The following is a 15,076-nucleotide window of genomic DNA, read 5'->3' as shown; positions in this document are numbered from 1 at the left end:
GGAGACACGAGTGGCTGAATCGTCCATCTCGAAAGAAGTCGCGCGGCAATCCAACCCGCTCGGAGTCGTGGCCAAATACCGCGAGGAACTGGGTAAGAGCCTGCCCGCCGCGATCCGCGACGACGTCGACCGCTGGGCCATGGTCGCGCAGATGGCAGTCCGCAAAAACCCGAAACTGCTGGAGATCGTGGCCCGCGATCAAGGGGCGAGTCTGATGCGGGCGCTGCTGGAATGCGCCCGACTCGGACACGACCCCGGCACCAAAGAGTTCTACTTGGTGCCGCGCGGTGGCGCGATCTCCGGGGAAGAGGGCTACCACGGAATCATCCGCCGCATCCTCAATTCCGGGCACTACCGCAAAGTTGTCGCCCAGGTCGTCCACGAAAACGACACATTCTCATTCGACCCGGTGACCGACGATCTGCCCGACCATGAACCCGCCGAGGGCGATCGGGGACGGCCGGTGTCCGCGTATGCCTTCGCGGTGCACTGGGATGGGTCGCCCTCGGCGGTTGGCGTCGCCACGCCGCAACGCATCGAAGCCGCCAAGGCCAAGAGCTTCGGTGCGGATCGTCGAGATTCGCCGTGGCAGAGCGTGACTGGAGTGATGTACCGCAAGACGGCGGTCCGGGAGTTGGAGGCGTGGGTGCACACCTCGGCTGAGGTGCGTCCCCGTGTCGACGCACCCCGCGCGCCCGTCGTCGCCGCTGAGGCCGAGGTCCATGACGCCGAACTGATCGACGACGTCGACGTGTTCGAAATCCCCGCTGGACTCGAAGGAGGTGAGCAGGCGTGAGCATCGACGCCGCCGCGCTGGTACGCGAAGTCCGCGCCGTCGCCAACGAACACCCCCGCCATGTCTATGACGGGTACACCGAGGACGGCCGGAAACGCTGCGTTTACACCCGCAACGGCGCGCCGTCGTGCCTGATCGGGCATGCCGCTTTGCGGCTCGGCGTCTCTCTGGACCAGTTGCGGGATTGGGATGGGCGCACCCTCACCGGAATCGAAGATGTCCTGGCAGCCGAGGGCGTCGACCGCGAGTCATCGGAGGTTCAGTGGCTGGATCACGTGCAGTTCGAGCAGGATCACCGGCGTTCATGGGGCGAAGCGGTCAGGTTCGTCGACGAACTGTTCCGTACCTGGAACCGGGGGGCGTAATGGCGGCCTTGATCTGGAAGGCGCGGCGGCGCAGCCCATCCATCGACATCGCTGCTCTGACGCGCGCAGTCCGTGCCGTCGCTGCCGAACGGCCGGGTCATATCTACGAGGTGGGTGATTGGGAGACGGGCGCTACATGCGATTACGTCCGTGACGGAAAACCCTCATGCTTGATCGCGCAGGCTGCCGCGCGGATCGGCATTCCGCTCGACGTGCTGCAGTGCTGGGATGCGCAATCAAACTCCTCTATCGCAATCATTTTGGAGGCGATGTACGGAATCGATATCGACGCCCCCGAAGTCGGATGGCTTCGCCATGTTCAATTCGCCCAGGATAAGAAAGAGGCGTGGGGCGAAGCCGTCCGGGCCGCTGACGCAGGTGGCCGCCCAATACGTTTATCGGAATCTGAAACCGGGGAAAAGGCGGCAGGTTATGCCCGCTGATCCTCGTGAGTACATTACCCTCACTCTCGACTTTCCGGATCATCCCAAATTCTCGGAATGGACCGATTCGGCACGCTTCAAATTGATTCGCCTGTGGATGTACTGTGCTCGCCACCGCACCGATGGGTTCGTTCCTGCTGCAATTTTGCGGCAGATCTGCCGCGCTGATGTCCTGGAAAAGTTGCGGAAACTCGACGGAGTGGACTGGCTCGAAGACGGTTCGGGCATCCGCTTCGTTGACTACACCGAGCACCAGCGCAGCCGCGCCCAAATCGCCGAGAAGCGCGGAAAAGCCAGTTCAGCAGGGGTTCGATCTGGTCAGTCCCGCCGCCAGCGGCGACAGGACACCACCACCGCACCCGGCGCAGACCAGTCGGTCTGTCATCGAACAGAGGAAGAAGAAGAAGTAAAAGATCTCCGTCCTACGGACTCCGATCTTTTCCCTGAGAAACACTCTCGTACCGAGAGTGATGCCCCCAAGCCCCCCGACCTGAACATCTGGTTCGACCTGTGGTGGGCCTGGTATCCTCGGAAGGTCGGAAAACCTGCCGCGTTCAAAAGTTTCAAATCGGCGCTCAAGAATGTCGACTTCGAAGAACTGCACGATCGCACAAAGGCATTCGCTCTCGACCCGAATCTGCCGAGCGGCGACGAGCGGCAATTCATTCCGCACCCCGCAACTTGGCTGAATCAGGAACGGTGGCGCGATCTCCCGTTGCCACCGCGCCGTAAAAGTTCGATCAAGAAATCCGCACAAGAACGCGCGCAATCGGCACTGCAAATCGGTGAACAGCTCCTCGCGGAATCCGATAGCCGTCTTCGAAACTCCGACGTCCTCGCGCCCGAATTCTCGGTCGAATTCGACTCTGTGCCGGAATTGAAGGCCGCCGGATGAGTAATCCGGCGGCCGTCGACGCCGCCAGCCGCGCCTACGCCTACGCCAGCGCGCTCGACCCTCGACTGCCCGATCCCGACCCGGCCCGCATCCAGGCGTGGGCGGACTGCTTCACCGACGCTGATGTCTGGCCCGTGGAAGCCGTTGCGGCAGTGAGGATCTACTACCAGCGCCCGAACCCATTTCCGATCATGCCAGGCGATGTCATCACACTCGTCGCCGCGATGCCCCCCAACTCCTCGGAGGCGCGGTTACGGCAGTTCTTTCGCACCTGGAGCGAATACCCCTACAGCGGGCAAATCCAACGTGTGACCGGAATCGATTGGGAGCCAAGCTATCCCACCCCCGAGGGCATCCACGGCGACCCGGCCGCCGAACGCGCCTTCCACGTCGCCGAACTGCAAGCCTGGGTACGAAACAACTGGCAAGACTTGTTGCGTGCAGCTCTAGCGCGCGAGATCCCCGCAAAGGAACTCGACCGTGCAGAGCCCACACCCCGAAACCTGGCGTGACATCCCCGGCTGGGTCGGTTACTACCAAGCCAGCAATCACGGAGGCATCCGTTCCGTGCCGCGCGTCGTCGAACAGCGCGACGGCCGCCGCCGCCGTATCACCGGCGGAATCATGACCCCGCGCCGCGCCGACTACCCGATGGTCCGTCTGCGTCGGCCCGGCTACAGCGAAACCAAACGCGTGCACAGTCTGGTTGCCGCTGCTTTCCTCGGTCCCCGCCCTGCTGGCCTGTTCACCTGCCACGGCAACGGCAATCGCTACGACAATCGGATCGAAAACCTGAGGTATGCAACACAATCGGAGAACGAGCAAGACAAACTCGCGCACGGCACCCACAACAACGCGTCCAAGGTCAGCTGCCCACGTGGCCACGACCTGGCCCAACCCAACCTTGTCGCTGCCCGGTACCAGCAGACCGGACATCGCCTCTGCCTTGCCTGCGACCGGGCCCGCAGTTACATCCGGCGACACCCCGACCTGAAGCCGCACCTGCAGAAGGTTTCCGACAACTATCACCAGACGATCGTCCATACGGCGGCCGCCGCGTGAGCATTCAACGCAACTGGCATGACATCGCACCGGCCGACGCCGTCGATCTCGTTCTGCCGCAACCCGATATCGACGGCCCCTATGGCGAAGACGGTCAGCCGTGTGCCTGGCCGTGGGAGCCCCAACAACTCGTTGGTGTGCCGCTGGGGCAATACCACTGCCCGTACTGCGGCTCGATGGTCATGGCCGGAATCGCACACCCGGACTATCGCGTCGACGAGCGCGCCGGAGGCGACTATCGCTGGCGAGACGGGCTGGCCGCCGAATGACTCCACGCATGTATCGCCCACCGGGCATGGACGCGCCGACACCATTGGATGAGGTCGCAGCGCTGAGCCCGGCCGACCGCGAGCGCCGGGTGATCGCGTTAACGGACCAAGCGAACACCATCGTGGCCTCCGCGCTGGCAGAGCATCTGGGAACCCACCGACTGATGGCCGTTTGTTCGTTGTTCTCCGGCGGCGCGGACTCAACAGCGTTGACCCACATGTTCCGCGACCGCGTGACCCACGCCATCCACTGCAACACCACGATCGGCATCGAGGAAACCCGGCAGTTCGTGCGCGCGACATGCGCCGACTGGGGCATCCCGCTGATGGAGGAGTTCCCGCCGCAGAGTTTCCGCGAGCTGGTGATCGAACGCGGCTTTCCCGGGCCCGCCATGCACTGGAAGATGTACCAGCGCCTGAAGGAACGCGGACTGCGCCAAGCCCGACGCAAACTCGTCAACGACGGCCGCCACGAACGAGTGCTGTTTCTCGCAGGCCGCCGCCGCCAGGAATCGCAGCGGCGCAACATGATTCCCCTGCACGAACGGATCTACTCCGTCATCTGGGCATCACCGCTGGCCAACTGGACGTCATTGGATCTCAACACCTACCGGCAGATGCATCCCGACGTCCCGACCAATCCAGTCAGCCAGCTGCTGCACATGTCAGGCGAATGCTTATGCGGCAGCTTCGCCAAGCCGAACGAACTCGACGAGATCCGAACGTGGTACCCCCACGTCGCCGCCGAGATCGACGCCCTCGCCGCCGAAGTCACCGCCGCCGGGCACCCGCCACCCCTGAACCAGTGGGGGCACGGACAGGGCCGCCGCCGACAACGCTCCGGCGCGCTGTGCTCAAGCTGCGAGGCATCCTTCGACAACCAGCAGGCGGCCTGAGTGTCCACCAACGCCTACGAACGCCTCCTAACTGCCTTACGCGCTGCGGGCTGCGCCGTCGATGACCACGGCGAGCACGGCTCAGCCTCTACACCCGGCCACAGCCTTCAGGACCGGGGCACTGTGTTCCGGCGTAGCTCGGACGGGGTGTTGCTGTGGGTCCACAACGGCGACCGAGACGATGTGCTCGAACACCTCGGTCTCACCATGGCCGACCTCTACGACACCGCCAGCACCACCTACCCCTACTCCGATGGCCGCACAGTGGTCCGCTTCTATGACGAGCGCGGCCGCAAGCGATTCACCCAGTCCGGCAACAAGACCGGCCGCGCGCTGTTCAACATCGAAAACCTGGCCACCGACCCAGAGCAACCGGTATGGGTCGTCGAAGGCGAGAAGGACGTTCGCGCACTGGCGACCCTGGGGGCCTTCGCGGTGTCTCCACCGCAGGGCGCGAACACCGACGCCGAACGCTGGGACTGGAGCCCGCTGCACGGCCGCGCAGTCCTGGTCGTGCGCGACATGGACGATGTCGGCCTCGCACATGCTCTCCGTGTCGCCGCAGTCCTCGGTGAGCACGCAGGTGTGGTCATCGTCGAACCCGCGATCGGTAAAGACGCCGCCGACCACATCGCGGCCGGGCGAGGACTCGACGACTTCACGGTGGTCCGCCCGACCGCCCCGGAAGGTGTACGCCGTTTCGACGAGGTGATCGCCGACTGGGTGAAGTGGCTGCACGCCCCGGCCTCACAGCGCCGCGTGTACCCGACCCCGTGGGAACCCCTCAACGAAGTCCTGGCGGGCGGATTGCACCCTGGGCGCACATACGTTTTCGCGGGCCGCCCAGGCTCAGGCAAAACGATCAGCGTCCTCAATCTCGTGCAGCACATCGCCGAGACGCAGAGAGCCCCGACGCTGATGTGTAGCCTGGAAATGCCGGAATTGGAGATGGCTTCTCGGCTGGTGGCAAGCGGAGCTGGAGCCCACTACGGGCAAATCACCAAACGTGCGCTCGACGAAACCCAAATGCGGCGCGTGCAGATCTATCTCGACTCCAACCGTCCTACCGAGACCGAGCTGTTTCTGATCGACCACTCCGCACTCACGATCGAAAACATCCGGTCGATCGCCGAGCAGATGAAGGCCACTGTTGGTCTGGAAATCCTCGCCATCGACCACATCGCGTTGGTGAAGCCCTCGCGGTCCGGACTCCCTCGCCGCGAGGTCGTCGGCCACGCGTCATGGCAATGCTCGGTAATGGCGAAAGAGCTCAACATTGCCGTCATCCTCGCCTCGCAATTGAACCGTGGACCCGAACAGCAGAACGCGCCTCCCAAACCATCCGACCTCAAAGAAACCGGAGATTTGGAGCAAAACGCGGATGTCGTTGCGCTGCTTCATCATCCGATGTTCGAGAACTTGCCGACAGGCGATGTCGAGATTATTGTAGGTAAAAACAGGACCGGTCCCGCACCCTCGATTGTTACGTTGCCGTGGCGCGGGCATATGGCAAGGATTGGATAATGCGTTCTGATGCGGGCTGAGCGGCAACCTTCCGGAACGCCCGTACTGATGCAGTCGCATGGCCAGTGGCGCTGTAATCTGCGGTAGGTGCACGGGGAGGAGAGCATGATGGATGAGCGAACTGAAGGCCGCAGCGACGAGCTGCCGATCGAAGGACACGTGGACTGCCCGTGGACTTCGTACTCCGAGGTGGTCCGGTGGGGAAGACACCACGGGTTGCCCTGGTGCATTCACGGAAACGAGTTCGGTCTGACGGCCTACGTGCGCGCGCCCGGGAACGTATGCGCGAGCCTCGACCTGGAAGTGTCGGTGCATGGGGGACTGACCGCCCACGACGGGCAATGGGTCGGGTTCGATACCGCCCACGCTGGGGACTGGTGGCGTCGGTCGCATCTGTCCGACCTCAACATTGAGCCCGGCCCCGCGTTTGATCTGCTCACAGAGATGATGAGCTCTCTGCGCCAGGGCAGCCCGGCGTGGACAGTCAACGATGTTCAAGCCGAGGTTGTTCAGCTTGCCGATCAGATCCATGATCTGAGCCAGTTGGACTCCGGCGGCTCTGCGCAGTAGCGCCGAGGCGTAGCACGCACATGGTCGCGCTGTCGCGCGTGAAGAGTTGTAGCGGTGAAGAGGAATCAACCTGATGGCAGTCGAGATGGTGAAGTGCCGGGGGTGCAGCAATCAATGGCCGCTCAGCGCCCATAATGTCTGCCACTGCCCGCAATGCCACGCAACCTTCACCGGGGACCGAGCGGCCCGCAGCCACTTGGAAGTGCAATACCGATCGAAGCCCTACGTCAAGTGCCTGACGCCGTCGCAGGCAGGTTTGGTCGATGCGGGCCGAAGCTATCCGTGCTGGGCAACCGAGAATGAATTACGGAGCCGATAAAGGGTTTTCGTGTTGTTGAAATCGAACCCGGCCTGTATAGTGCCTTTTGAACATCGAATCTTCATCGATGTGGCCCGTGTAATCTGACACGCGGAGTCTGCGAAATCCTTCTGAATGGGTGAGTCGTCCCGTCGCGGCGTGGGGTCGCGACGGGACGACAGGGGTACCCCTACACAACTGAATAGGAAATCACTGCATGGCTGGCGAGACCGTCATCACTGTTATCGGGAATCTGACCGCCGACCCCGAGCTTCGATTCACCAGTAGCGGCGCGGCTGTCGCGAACTTCACTGTCGCGTCGACTCCCAGAATCTTCGACAAGGACACCAACGAATACAAGGACGGCGACGCCCTCTTCATGCGCTGCTCCGTGTGGCGTGAAACCGCTGAGAACGTCGCCGAATCACTGTCCCGGGGTTCGCGCGTGATCGTGTCCGGCAAACTCAAACAGCGATCCTACGAAACAGCTGAGGGCGAAAAGCGGACCGTCGTCGAACTCGATGTCGACGAAGTCGGCCCCTCACTGCGCTACGCCACCACGAAAATCAACAAAGCCGAACGCGGCGGCGGTGGAATCGCACAGGCCGCCGCACGCAACGCCGCTGGCGGCGACGACGCGCCGCCGTTCTGACCCTAACGCACACACAACTGAATAGAGGGAACACCCATGGCCGAAACCATCCTGTCCTCGGTCGCCATCGGCGACTACACCGAGGGAACACGCGTCATCGCCGACCACCCCAATTCCCTTGGGCTGCATTCTTTCCTGATCCCCAATAGCAGGAACACCGGTTCGGCCGCCTTCGAGAACATCCGCCGGGCGGCAGTCGTTTCGCTGCCGACCCCTCGGCGGGACATGTCCGGATACTGGCGCGCGGAGGGTAGCGTCGGTGGCCCGGCCATGCACGGCAGCGAACTCGACTACTACATTCAGCTCGGCGCGCTGGCGATGGCAGTCAAGCTGAAGGAAGCCGAAACCCCGACGCTGGCAGAGGATTTGGCGCTTGTCCTGAAGGGCTCCGCCGCGAACCGCAACCCGGCCGTGGTCGCCGCTGTGGAGCGCCTGCAGACCGCGCAAACGGACCTGAAGATCAGCTTCCGATGATCGACGTCCTCACCCTTGCGGGCACCGGCGAACGACCGCACTTCCCAGGGCGAGTCTACGGGTTGCTGTCAGCGGTCACCCAGGAACTCGACTCCGACCGCTTCGCCAGCACGCCGGTGGTCTATCCGGCCTCCTACGGGCCGATGCCGGACTGGGCGGGCATCGACTACGAATCCTCGGTGCAAGATGGCCTGGACGCGCTGGTTGCCGCGATCCGGGCAACAGACCGCCTCGTCGGGCTGATCGGCTATTCGCAGGGCGCGACGATCGTGTCCCGGCTGCTCGATGAGCTGGGGGCCGGAGCATTCCCAGACATCGAACTGTCGTTCGCCGCCCTCGTCGCCAACCCGCACCGCGCGCCGGGCTGGGCCAGCATCGACGGCAGTGTCAGCGGCTACGGCATCGCCGGAGCCCATAAGCCCTGGCCAACCGATATTCCGATCTGGGAAGTCGCTAACCCGCGCGATCCGATCTGTAGTTGCCCGGCCAACAGTCCGCTGCGAGGTTTCGCGGATCTGACCGGCCGATTCTCGATCAGTGATCCAGCACGTTGGGGAGTGGATCTGGTGGAACGAGCGCTGGAGCACTCCGGGCAGAAATGGTTTCTGCAACCGGGCTGGTGGGACGCCAGGCGAGCGGTCGACGACGCGCTGAACTATCTGATTCGCGGCGAACACACGATGTACATCAGTGCCCCGATCGGCCAGTTCGCTGGTCGCACGTACTGCCAGGAACTGGCACATCTCATCAACGCGCACGTGCGCGAGTAGTCAATCCCGTTGTAGGGGTGAAGGTTTGGGTGTGGAGAGAGATTGGATGGTGGCCGCGAAGTGTCGCGGAGCTCCAGTCCATGAGCTGAAGAAATGGGAGGCCGACAACCGGGGACGCGGCCAAACCGGACAAGTGGTGCAGGCGTGCCGGGGATGTCCAGTCATGGTCGAGTGCGCCGCCTACGGACTCGAACAGGGACCAGCAGGAATGGTGTGGGCCGGTGTCCCGGTGCCGGAATGGCCATATACCGCCTACTACCAGCGCGCTATCGACCGGCTAGAGCAGATCGCGGACGGGGGCTGGGCGGTCGATGATTGTTGACTTCTATGTCGCCGGGCGGGCGGCTCCGCAGGGATCGAAGAACCTCGGTCGCGCCGGAAACATGTACGAGTCTTCACGGTATCTCAAGCCGTGGCGCGAGTTGATCGCGTATCACGCTGTAGCGCAGCAGATTCCGATGATCGACGGCCCCGTGATTCTCGGTCTGGGGTTCGTGATGACGCGGCCGCAGCGCACCCCACGGACCCGGCCGACGCCCCCGGCGACCAAGAGACCGGACATCGAGAAGCTTGCCCGGGGGTGCGCGGACGCGTTGACCGGCATCGCTTTTCGTGACGATGCGCAGGTCGATCGGATGCCGCTGGCCAAACGCATCGCCGAACTCGGCGAGGAACCGGGCGTTCGTATCCTGATCGCCCCCTCCGACTCCGGCAGTCTCGCCGAGGTCGTCTCCAGCCTGTACGGGCTGTCGTTAAACCCTTATTGCACAACATGTTTGGAGTGATCGTGTTCTTCTATCTGACTGTCGGCGTGCTGCTGGCGCTGTGCTTCGGCGTCGTCATCGTCGCCAACCCTGGTACCGAGGAGATCACCGGTACACGAATGGCCGCGATCGTCGCGATGGCGGTCGGCCTGGTGGTGGCGTGGCCGCTGCTGATGGTCCTCGGCGTGGTCCTGTTCGCCCGAGGTGAGCTGGCGAAGGCGGGCAAGTGATCATGAACTGGTACCTGATCATCGGTTTCGTGCTGTCCCTCGGCTTCGCAGTGAACGTCGCTGCGGAGTACCTGTTCGGTGGCTTGTATCTGGACTTCCTCGACGTCGTCCTCACCGTGGTGGTCACGATCGCCCTGTTCTGGGTGTGGCCATTGGTGCTGCTGGCATTTGCCGGGTGGCTGGCTTGGGAGCACATCGAGAGCAGCCGGTGAAGACGCTGTCACTGGCGCTGTTCGGCCGCGAGGTGCTGAGCGTGACATGGGATGCCTTCGACCCATCCACACACGCAGGAAGCCCAGCCGAGGAGGAGGAGATCGGCGACGGCATCACCTACTCCTGCGGGCACTGCGCCGAAGTCCTCGTCACCGGCTTGACCCGGCCGCTGACTCCTCGTGACGAAGCCGACCTGCTCTCGGTCCATCAGTGCCCGGCACGCGGCCGAGTCGAACGTTAGAGGTCTGCTGGGGCGAGGCCATGATGGATTAGCTTCGCGCCGAGTTGGCGCACGGTGCTCGCATCGGGTGCTGACACCGTGAGGCGTTCGTGGCTCTCGCACACCTCCATGGCCAGCCTGGGAGAGCCGAACGCCAGCGCCAAGTCCGCACCATGGCCCAACAGCCTTGCGGCCTCGTCGACTTCTCCCCCGAGTGTGAGCGCGTTGGCCAAACCCACCTCAGCAAAGCCACGTGACACCGTGTCAACCTCGAACTGCTCGACGCAGGCAATCGCAGCTGGCGTCGCAACCTGCGGAAGTCCTAGTGTCAGTAGACATTCCGCGCGGAAACCGGCCGACAGACCAGGGCCGTAGGTGTGGTCAGGGGTGGGGGACTCCGCACCGCTGCTGATGACCTCTTCGGCGAAGTCGAGCGCCGTGCGGCATCGGCGTTCATCGCTACGAGCGGCGTAAGCCTCGGCGCTCATGTCGGAGGCATAGGCGATGAGACGACGATCCCCGGAGGTTCGGGCCCACTCCATCGCCGCTGCGGCATGGTCGAGTCCGATCCCCGGCTGGTGGTCCCGGGTTTCCAAGAGCGACCAATTACAGAGCACTAACGCGCAAGCACGCGGATCGTTCGCATCGTCCGCGTGCTTGCGCGCTTTCGTGTACTCGGCGCGACCCTGCTCCAGATCACCGGCGTCATAGGCCATCCACCCGAGTCGCCGCCCCAACTCGGCGCGGATCGACAGCAGCTGGGGCGGCCGGGTGCCTGTCGGGCAGCTGTTGAGCAGTCTGTCGGCCATGGCCGCCTGGCCACGATGCAGAGACCACACCGCTTGGGGGCCGAGTTGGTCGTAGTGGCTGTCGGTCAGCTCCACCAATGCGCGGAGCCGGGACACGGGATCGGTGGCCGAACCGCTGAGTAGAGCCAGCGGGCCCGCCAGCGACAGCACCGTCAGCGCCTTTCTGCGATTCATGTTCACCCATGCCTCCAGGTCTGCATCGAGGTGGTCCATGCTGAGGATGGAGTGTAGGTCCACTGCCTGCGCGGCGGAGCCGTTCGACGTGAGGGCCGAAGTGTTGGCGCGTGCGGCCCGCGCGTCGTATTCCGCGAGGATATTTCCCTCCGCGACGAGCGCTCGATCAAGGCGTTCCCAGAACGTCCGAGGAGCCTTGGAGTCGCCACGCTCGATGTGGGTGATATAGGTTCGGTCGACGAAGCACAACAACGCCACGTCGACCTGTCGAAGGTCGCGCTTGAGCCGGAGTTGACGGGCCATGGAGCCCAACGCAATACGGTCCGGGTCCACCGGCACACCTCTTGTTCGACACCGGTACCACTAACGGTAGCGCGCCGTGCTGGCTTGCGGACGGCTTCGCGCAGGTGACATTCCATGTGAGAGTTGATGTGTTCACCTGGCTCACTCCGCAATTCACCCGATGCAATGGAGGCATCGACGTGGAGACGAGGTTGAGCGATGACGAACAGCACCGTGACTTCTTTGTTCGGCGACAACGGGCACGCGGCCCCGTGCCGGTGGGCACCGCCTGATCAAGCGCACGCACTCGCGCTCGCACTCGCCGACCAGCACCGCGCCGCCCACAGCGAGGTCATGCGCAATCCCCACCTGGATCACGCGTGGGCGGTCGAGATCGCCACCCATCCCGTCATCGCGGGACCTGTCCGGCAATTGCTGGGCCCGGCCGCAGCGATCGAGAACACCTTCTTACTCATAAAATGGCCGCACGGCCAGGTCAGCGACGACTTCGCTGTCCCGCCGCACCAGGACGGCACCAACAAGGACATGGAGCTGGACCCTGCTCGCGCAGTCGCCTGCTGGGTCGCCATCAGCGACGCCAGCACCGAAGCAGGCGGAATCGAGGCTGTGCCCGGCTCACACGCGTGGGGGTACCTGCCTCACGAATACGGACCGCCCACACGCCGAGGGCGCGGCCTGACCGCCGCCGACGCGGTCGACGACTGGGTTCGCTACACCGCTATGCCGATGAGCGCCGGGCAGGCACTGCATTTCGACGTCCGGTTACTGCACCGCTCCGGCCCCAACACCACCGACCACCCACGGATCGGGCTCAACATCCGCTACTGCACCCCTGCCGCGTTCCGGCGCGGCAGCGCCAGCGCACGGCCGGGATGGATGCCCCTCACACTTCCGCAGCCGTAGCCGTTGCGGGGGAACACAAGTCGAGAGAGAGGCGACGACCATGTCCGCACCTACTGCACCCGCACCGACGATGAAGTTGATCCCCGAGAACCCGATCACCCGCATTCGGGTCCTGGTCGGCGAAGGACCCGGCACGCCACGCCGAGGCGACAAGGCGCTGTACGCGATGTCGGATTGCCGCTTCGAGTGCCCGACCGCCGAGATCGCCGAAAGGACCGTGGCTGCCCTCGCCGAATCCGACGAGAAGCTGCGCAACCGCCCGGAAGAGCTCATGCTGTGGGACTGGGCCAACACCTACTGGGAGGCCGACCCGGACAACCCCCACGGCGGCGGGACCGTGATCCTCGGAGTCGCCTGGTACGACCAGGCGTTCTATCAGGAGCGTCGTGAGGCGACCTTCGGGACGATGCACAAGCGGATCTACGAGCGCATCGGCCTGCCCGTGGAGGGCATCAGCGTCACCCACTACCTGGTCGACGCGTCCTGATCCGACCTCATGACCTCGTGGTGGAGGCCGCAGGCGCGGTCTCCACCACGTGCGCGTGCCGAATCTTCCGGCCGCCGGCCGCCGGTGCCAGCACCCAACCCAGCAACGCCACCGCCGCCAACGCGGACCCGCCGAGCACGAACCCCCGCGCCGGATTGTCGGCAATCAACGCCGGAACCGTCGCCATCCCAGCGGTTCCCGCGCCCCGCATCACCATGTGATTGACCGAGAACAACCGCAGCCGCTGCGGGCCCGCGAACCCGGTGAGCCGCGTCGCCATCGCAATGCCGATGAACGGCGTCACGAACCCCGCCGCGACAGCGCAGACGACCACCAACCCCAAGTTCGAGACAGCGCCCGTGCCCACCATCAACAGCCCGCTGGCCCCCCACCCCGCGCAGAACCGACCCGTGAACCCGCTGCCCGCCCGCAGCCGCGAGGCTGTCAGGTTACCGAGCAACGCCGCAACTCCGCTGGCGGTCATCACCCACCCGTAGACGGCGGGCCCGACACCGAGGTGATGAGCGAGCAGCAACGGCAACCCGATCGCGGGCAAGGCGGTCAAGAAATAACCGGCCCCCTGAACCGCGAACGCCGCCAGCAACTCCGGATGCGCGCGCAGCAGCTGCCGAGCACGCGTCGGCGCTGCGACTCCAGCGCCGGGCACGGCTGCCGAGTGGTTGTGCGCCAAGACGCGGGCGCGCGCCACCCAAGCCAGCGCCAAACCCGAGATGACGAAGGTCGCGGCGTCAGCGGCGAACAACGCCGTCATCGGGGCCACCAGCAACACAACGGCCGCCGCCGCCGGACCCGCGATCCGGGCGATGCGTCCGGTCAAATCCATCAGCGCGACGAGCGCGGGCCGTTCGAGATCGTCGACGAGCTCGGGCACCAAGCTGCCCAACGACGGATCAAACACCGCCCCGAGCACCCCCAGGGCCGCCACCACCACAAGCATGCCGGGCGTTCCGCCTGTCGCCCAAGCCCAGGGGATCGCGAGAACCAACACGGCGCGGCCGCCATCGATCACGGCCAGGACCGGCAGCGAGGCGACACGAGTCAACAGCCGGTGCCCGACCATGCCGACAATCACGAACGGCACGCTTTCGGCAATCGCGACCAAGCCCATCGCGATCGGTCCGGACCGCTCTAATGCCAGCCACATGATCGCCAGGGCAAAAAACCTGTCGCCCAGGATGGATAGCAGCTGCGCAATCCAGACCGCCAGTATCGGACCGCGACGCAGCAACTTCAGCACGGGGCGGCACAGTAATCGATCATCGGCGCAGATTTGGGCGCGCCACCCCGAATGCCAACCAGGACAATAGGTTCAGGGGGATTGCAGCCCAGGTATAGGGATCGCGCGAGATCGACTTGCCAGGGCTGTCCTAGGCGGCGGCCTCGTGCGCCGGGACACGGTTGCGCTCGTGCCACTGATTGACAAGGTCTGGATCATCGGCGATGTCCTCTGGCGGCTCGGTCACGAACTCGCCGGTCAACTCCCGAATGCGCATCAGGACTGCTTGCCGGGTCTCGGCGGGGCCGTAGGCGAGCTGCGGCATCCACAGCAACCGCAGGACATCCAGGATCAGCGCAGGCTCGGCGGCCGGGTTGACCTCACGACGGACATGGCCCAGGAGAGCATCATCACCGGCCGGAGCGAAAGGGTCCGCTTCATGCGCCGCGCGGATCGCGTCGATGACCGCGCCGATCAGCGCCTCCAGGTCCCTATCCAGCAGCTCCATCCTCAGCACCTCCTGCGAATAGGATAATCGAACATAGGTTCGACAATCTAGGTGACGCGAGGAGGTATCGGTGGAACCCCCACTCATCAAGCTGGCCGAAGGACGATGGGTCGAACAAGCCCCCAAGGAATGCCCCCAACGGGCGGAGCGCCATCCCGACGAGCCATGGCGAGCACTGGTCGGATGGGCCCCATGCAGGACCGAGACCCGGACG

23 protein-coding genes are annotated in these 15,076 nt (G+C 64.5%); 20 read left to right on the top strand and 3 right to left on the bottom strand.

All coding sequences use genetic code 11. The features are described 5' to 3' along the window. The first annotated feature begins 67 nt into the window (after positions 1 to 67). The 18 genes from AB0I43_RS05180 to AB0I43_RS05095 all read left to right on the top strand — a co-directional run bounded on the left by AB0I43_RS05180 (position 68) and on the right by AB0I43_RS05095 (position 10,462). Positions 68 to 796 (top strand): RecT family recombinase, encoded by a 729-nt coding sequence (locus AB0I43_RS05180; RefSeq protein WP_357431451.1) that lies wholly within the window; start codon positions 68 to 70, stop codon positions 794 to 796. After that, positions 793 to 1,161, top strand: coding sequence for a hypothetical protein (locus tag AB0I43_RS05175; RefSeq protein WP_357431449.1), 369 nt, complete (start codon positions 793 to 795; stop codon positions 1,159 to 1,161). The genes AB0I43_RS05180 and AB0I43_RS05175 overlap by 4 nt, the downstream gene beginning before the upstream one ends. Continuing rightward, positions 1,161 to 1,604 (top strand): hypothetical protein, encoded by a 444-nt coding sequence (locus AB0I43_RS05170; protein ID WP_357431447.1) that lies wholly within the window; start codon positions 1,161 to 1,163, stop codon positions 1,602 to 1,604. Before AB0I43_RS05175 ends, AB0I43_RS05170 begins: the two co-directional genes overlap by 1 nt. Beyond that, on the top strand, positions 1,594 to 2,499 hold the full coding sequence (locus AB0I43_RS05165; RefSeq protein WP_357431445.1) for a hypothetical protein: 906 nt from the start codon (positions 1,594 to 1,596) through the stop codon (positions 2,497 to 2,499). The genes AB0I43_RS05170 and AB0I43_RS05165 overlap by 11 nt, the downstream gene beginning before the upstream one ends. Continuing rightward, positions 2,496 to 3,011: a hypothetical protein gene (locus tag AB0I43_RS05160; RefSeq protein WP_357431443.1), complete on the top strand. Its 516-nt coding sequence runs from the start codon at positions 2,496 to 2,498 to the stop codon at positions 3,009 to 3,011. Before AB0I43_RS05165 ends, AB0I43_RS05160 begins: the two co-directional genes overlap by 4 nt. Next, a complete protein-coding gene (locus AB0I43_RS05155; protein ID WP_357431441.1) occupies positions 2,980 to 3,561 on the top strand; it encodes an NUMOD4 motif-containing HNH endonuclease in 582 nt (193 codons plus the stop codon). Before AB0I43_RS05160 ends, AB0I43_RS05155 begins: the two co-directional genes overlap by 32 nt. Further along, on the top strand, positions 3,558 to 3,830 hold the full coding sequence (locus AB0I43_RS05150; protein WP_357431439.1) for a hypothetical protein: 273 nt from the start codon (positions 3,558 to 3,560) through the stop codon (positions 3,828 to 3,830). The genes AB0I43_RS05155 and AB0I43_RS05150 overlap by 4 nt, the downstream gene beginning before the upstream one ends. Positions 3,831 to 3,838: 8 nt before the next feature. Next, positions 3,839 to 4,726 carry a phosphoadenosine phosphosulfate reductase family protein gene (locus AB0I43_RS05145; RefSeq protein ID WP_357431437.1) on the top strand — a complete coding sequence of 296 codons (888 nt, stop codon included), beginning with the start codon at positions 3,839 to 3,841 and terminating at the stop codon, positions 4,724 to 4,726. Then, on the top strand, positions 4,727 to 6,250 hold the full coding sequence (locus tag AB0I43_RS05140) for a DnaB-like helicase C-terminal domain-containing protein (protein ID WP_357431435.1): 1,524 nt from the start codon (positions 4,727 to 4,729) through the stop codon (positions 6,248 to 6,250). It begins immediately after the preceding gene. Positions 6,251 to 6,355: 105 nt separating this feature from the next. Beyond that, entirely contained in the window at positions 6,356 to 6,820 is a 465-nt protein-coding gene (locus AB0I43_RS05135; protein WP_357431433.1) for a hypothetical protein, read from the top strand. Between the two features lie 515 nt (positions 6,821 to 7,335). After that, entirely contained in the window at positions 7,336 to 7,770 is a 435-nt protein-coding gene (locus AB0I43_RS05130; protein ID WP_357431431.1) for a single-stranded DNA-binding protein, read from the top strand. Between the two features lie 36 nt (positions 7,771 to 7,806). Continuing rightward, positions 7,807 to 8,244 (top strand): hypothetical protein, encoded by a 438-nt coding sequence (locus AB0I43_RS05125; RefSeq protein WP_357431429.1) that lies wholly within the window; start codon positions 7,807 to 7,809, stop codon positions 8,242 to 8,244. Beyond that, positions 8,241 to 9,014, top strand: coding sequence for a PE-PPE domain-containing protein (locus tag AB0I43_RS05120; protein WP_357431427.1), 774 nt, complete (start codon positions 8,241 to 8,243; stop codon positions 9,012 to 9,014). Before AB0I43_RS05125 ends, AB0I43_RS05120 begins: the two co-directional genes overlap by 4 nt. A 46-nt stretch (positions 9,015 to 9,060) precedes the next feature. Beyond that, a complete protein-coding gene (locus AB0I43_RS05115) occupies positions 9,061 to 9,336 on the top strand; it encodes a WhiB family transcriptional regulator (protein WP_357431425.1) in 276 nt (91 codons plus the stop codon). Next, complete coding sequence (locus AB0I43_RS05110) at positions 9,326 to 9,799, top strand: RusA family crossover junction endodeoxyribonuclease (RefSeq protein WP_357431423.1); 474 nt, start codon at positions 9,326 to 9,328, stop codon at positions 9,797 to 9,799. The genes AB0I43_RS05115 and AB0I43_RS05110 overlap by 11 nt, the downstream gene beginning before the upstream one ends. Beyond that, entirely contained in the window at positions 9,796 to 10,008 is a 213-nt protein-coding gene (locus tag AB0I43_RS05105) for a hypothetical protein (protein ID WP_357431421.1), read from the top strand. Before AB0I43_RS05110 ends, AB0I43_RS05105 begins: the two co-directional genes overlap by 4 nt. Beyond that, positions 10,005 to 10,220, top strand: coding sequence for a hypothetical protein (locus tag AB0I43_RS05100; RefSeq protein WP_357431419.1), 216 nt, complete (start codon positions 10,005 to 10,007; stop codon positions 10,218 to 10,220). Before AB0I43_RS05105 ends, AB0I43_RS05100 begins: the two co-directional genes overlap by 4 nt. After that, positions 10,217 to 10,462 carry a hypothetical protein gene (locus tag AB0I43_RS05095; protein WP_357431417.1) on the top strand — a complete coding sequence of 82 codons (246 nt, stop codon included), beginning with the start codon at positions 10,217 to 10,219 and terminating at the stop codon, positions 10,460 to 10,462. Before AB0I43_RS05100 ends, AB0I43_RS05095 begins: the two co-directional genes overlap by 4 nt. On the opposite strand, the gene AB0I43_RS05090 is transcribed toward AB0I43_RS05095, so the two are convergent. Beyond that, the gene (locus AB0I43_RS05090; RefSeq protein WP_357431415.1) at positions 10,459 to 11,757 is read right to left on the bottom strand and encodes a helix-turn-helix transcriptional regulator; all 1,299 of its coding nucleotides are present in this window, start codon (positions 11,755 to 11,757) and stop codon (positions 10,459 to 10,461) included. The two genes, AB0I43_RS05095 and AB0I43_RS05090, sit on opposite strands and share 4 nt — an antisense overlap. 168 nt (positions 11,758 to 11,925) lie before the next feature. Between AB0I43_RS05090 and AB0I43_RS05085 the strand changes: the two genes are divergently transcribed. Next, positions 11,926 to 12,630, top strand: a complete 705-nt coding sequence (locus tag AB0I43_RS05085) for a phytanoyl-CoA dioxygenase family protein (protein ID WP_357431413.1) — start codon at positions 11,926 to 11,928, stop codon at positions 12,628 to 12,630. A gap of 40 nt (positions 12,631 to 12,670) precedes the next feature. Next, positions 12,671 to 13,117, top strand: coding sequence for a hypothetical protein (locus AB0I43_RS05080; protein WP_357431411.1), 447 nt, complete (start codon positions 12,671 to 12,673; stop codon positions 13,115 to 13,117). Positions 13,118 to 13,124: 7 nt separating this feature from the next. Here the strand turns inward: AB0I43_RS05080 and AB0I43_RS05075 are convergent, their stop codons facing one another. Then, a complete protein-coding gene (locus tag AB0I43_RS05075) occupies positions 13,125 to 14,375 on the bottom strand; it encodes an MFS transporter (RefSeq protein WP_357431409.1) in 1,251 nt (416 codons plus the stop codon). Positions 14,376 to 14,505: 130 nt separating this feature from the next. Then, entirely contained in the window at positions 14,506 to 14,862 is a 357-nt protein-coding gene (locus AB0I43_RS05070) for a hypothetical protein (protein ID WP_357431407.1), read from the bottom strand. Between the last annotated feature and the right edge of the window lie 214 nt (positions 14,863 to 15,076).

It is taken from the genome of Nocardia sp. NPDC050435, from assembly GCF_040655395.1.
Classification (GTDB): Bacteria; Actinomycetota; Actinomycetes; order Mycobacteriales; family Mycobacteriaceae; genus Nocardia.
Note: the sequence above shows the minus strand (reverse complement) of the source record. Positions and strands in the feature narration are given on the sequence as shown.

Coding starts and splice junctions, on each gene's coding strand:
- AB0I43_RS05115 (WP_357431425.1), top strand. CDS start 9,061: ATGGTGGCCGCGAAGTGTCGCGGAGCTCCAGTCCATGAGCTGAAGAAA.
- AB0I43_RS05125 (WP_357431429.1), top strand. CDS start 7,807: ATGGCCGAAACCATCCTGTCCTCGGTCGCCATCGGCGACTACACCGAG.
- AB0I43_RS05145 (WP_357431437.1), top strand. CDS start 3,839: ATGTATCGCCCACCGGGCATGGACGCGCCGACACCATTGGATGAGGTC.
- AB0I43_RS05160 (WP_357431443.1), top strand. CDS start 2,496: ATGAGTAATCCGGCGGCCGTCGACGCCGCCAGCCGCGCCTACGCCTAC.
- AB0I43_RS05070 (WP_357431407.1), bottom strand. CDS start 14,862: ATGGAGCTGCTGGATAGGGACCTGGAGGCGCTGATCGGCGCGGTCATC.
- AB0I43_RS05110 (WP_357431423.1), top strand. CDS start 9,326: ATGATTGTTGACTTCTATGTCGCCGGGCGGGCGGCTCCGCAGGGATCG.
- AB0I43_RS05135 (WP_357431433.1), top strand. CDS start 6,356: ATGATGGATGAGCGAACTGAAGGCCGCAGCGACGAGCTGCCGATCGAA.
- AB0I43_RS05120 (WP_357431427.1), top strand. CDS start 8,241: ATGATCGACGTCCTCACCCTTGCGGGCACCGGCGAACGACCGCACTTC.
- AB0I43_RS05165 (WP_357431445.1), top strand. CDS start 1,594: ATGCCCGCTGATCCTCGTGAGTACATTACCCTCACTCTCGACTTTCCG.
- AB0I43_RS05130 (WP_357431431.1), top strand. CDS start 7,336: ATGGCTGGCGAGACCGTCATCACTGTTATCGGGAATCTGACCGCCGAC.
- AB0I43_RS05170 (WP_357431447.1), top strand. CDS start 1,161: ATGGCGGCCTTGATCTGGAAGGCGCGGCGGCGCAGCCCATCCATCGAC.
- AB0I43_RS05085 (WP_357431413.1), top strand. CDS start 11,926: ATGACGAACAGCACCGTGACTTCTTTGTTCGGCGACAACGGGCACGCG.
- AB0I43_RS05080 (WP_357431411.1), top strand. CDS start 12,671: ATGTCCGCACCTACTGCACCCGCACCGACGATGAAGTTGATCCCCGAG.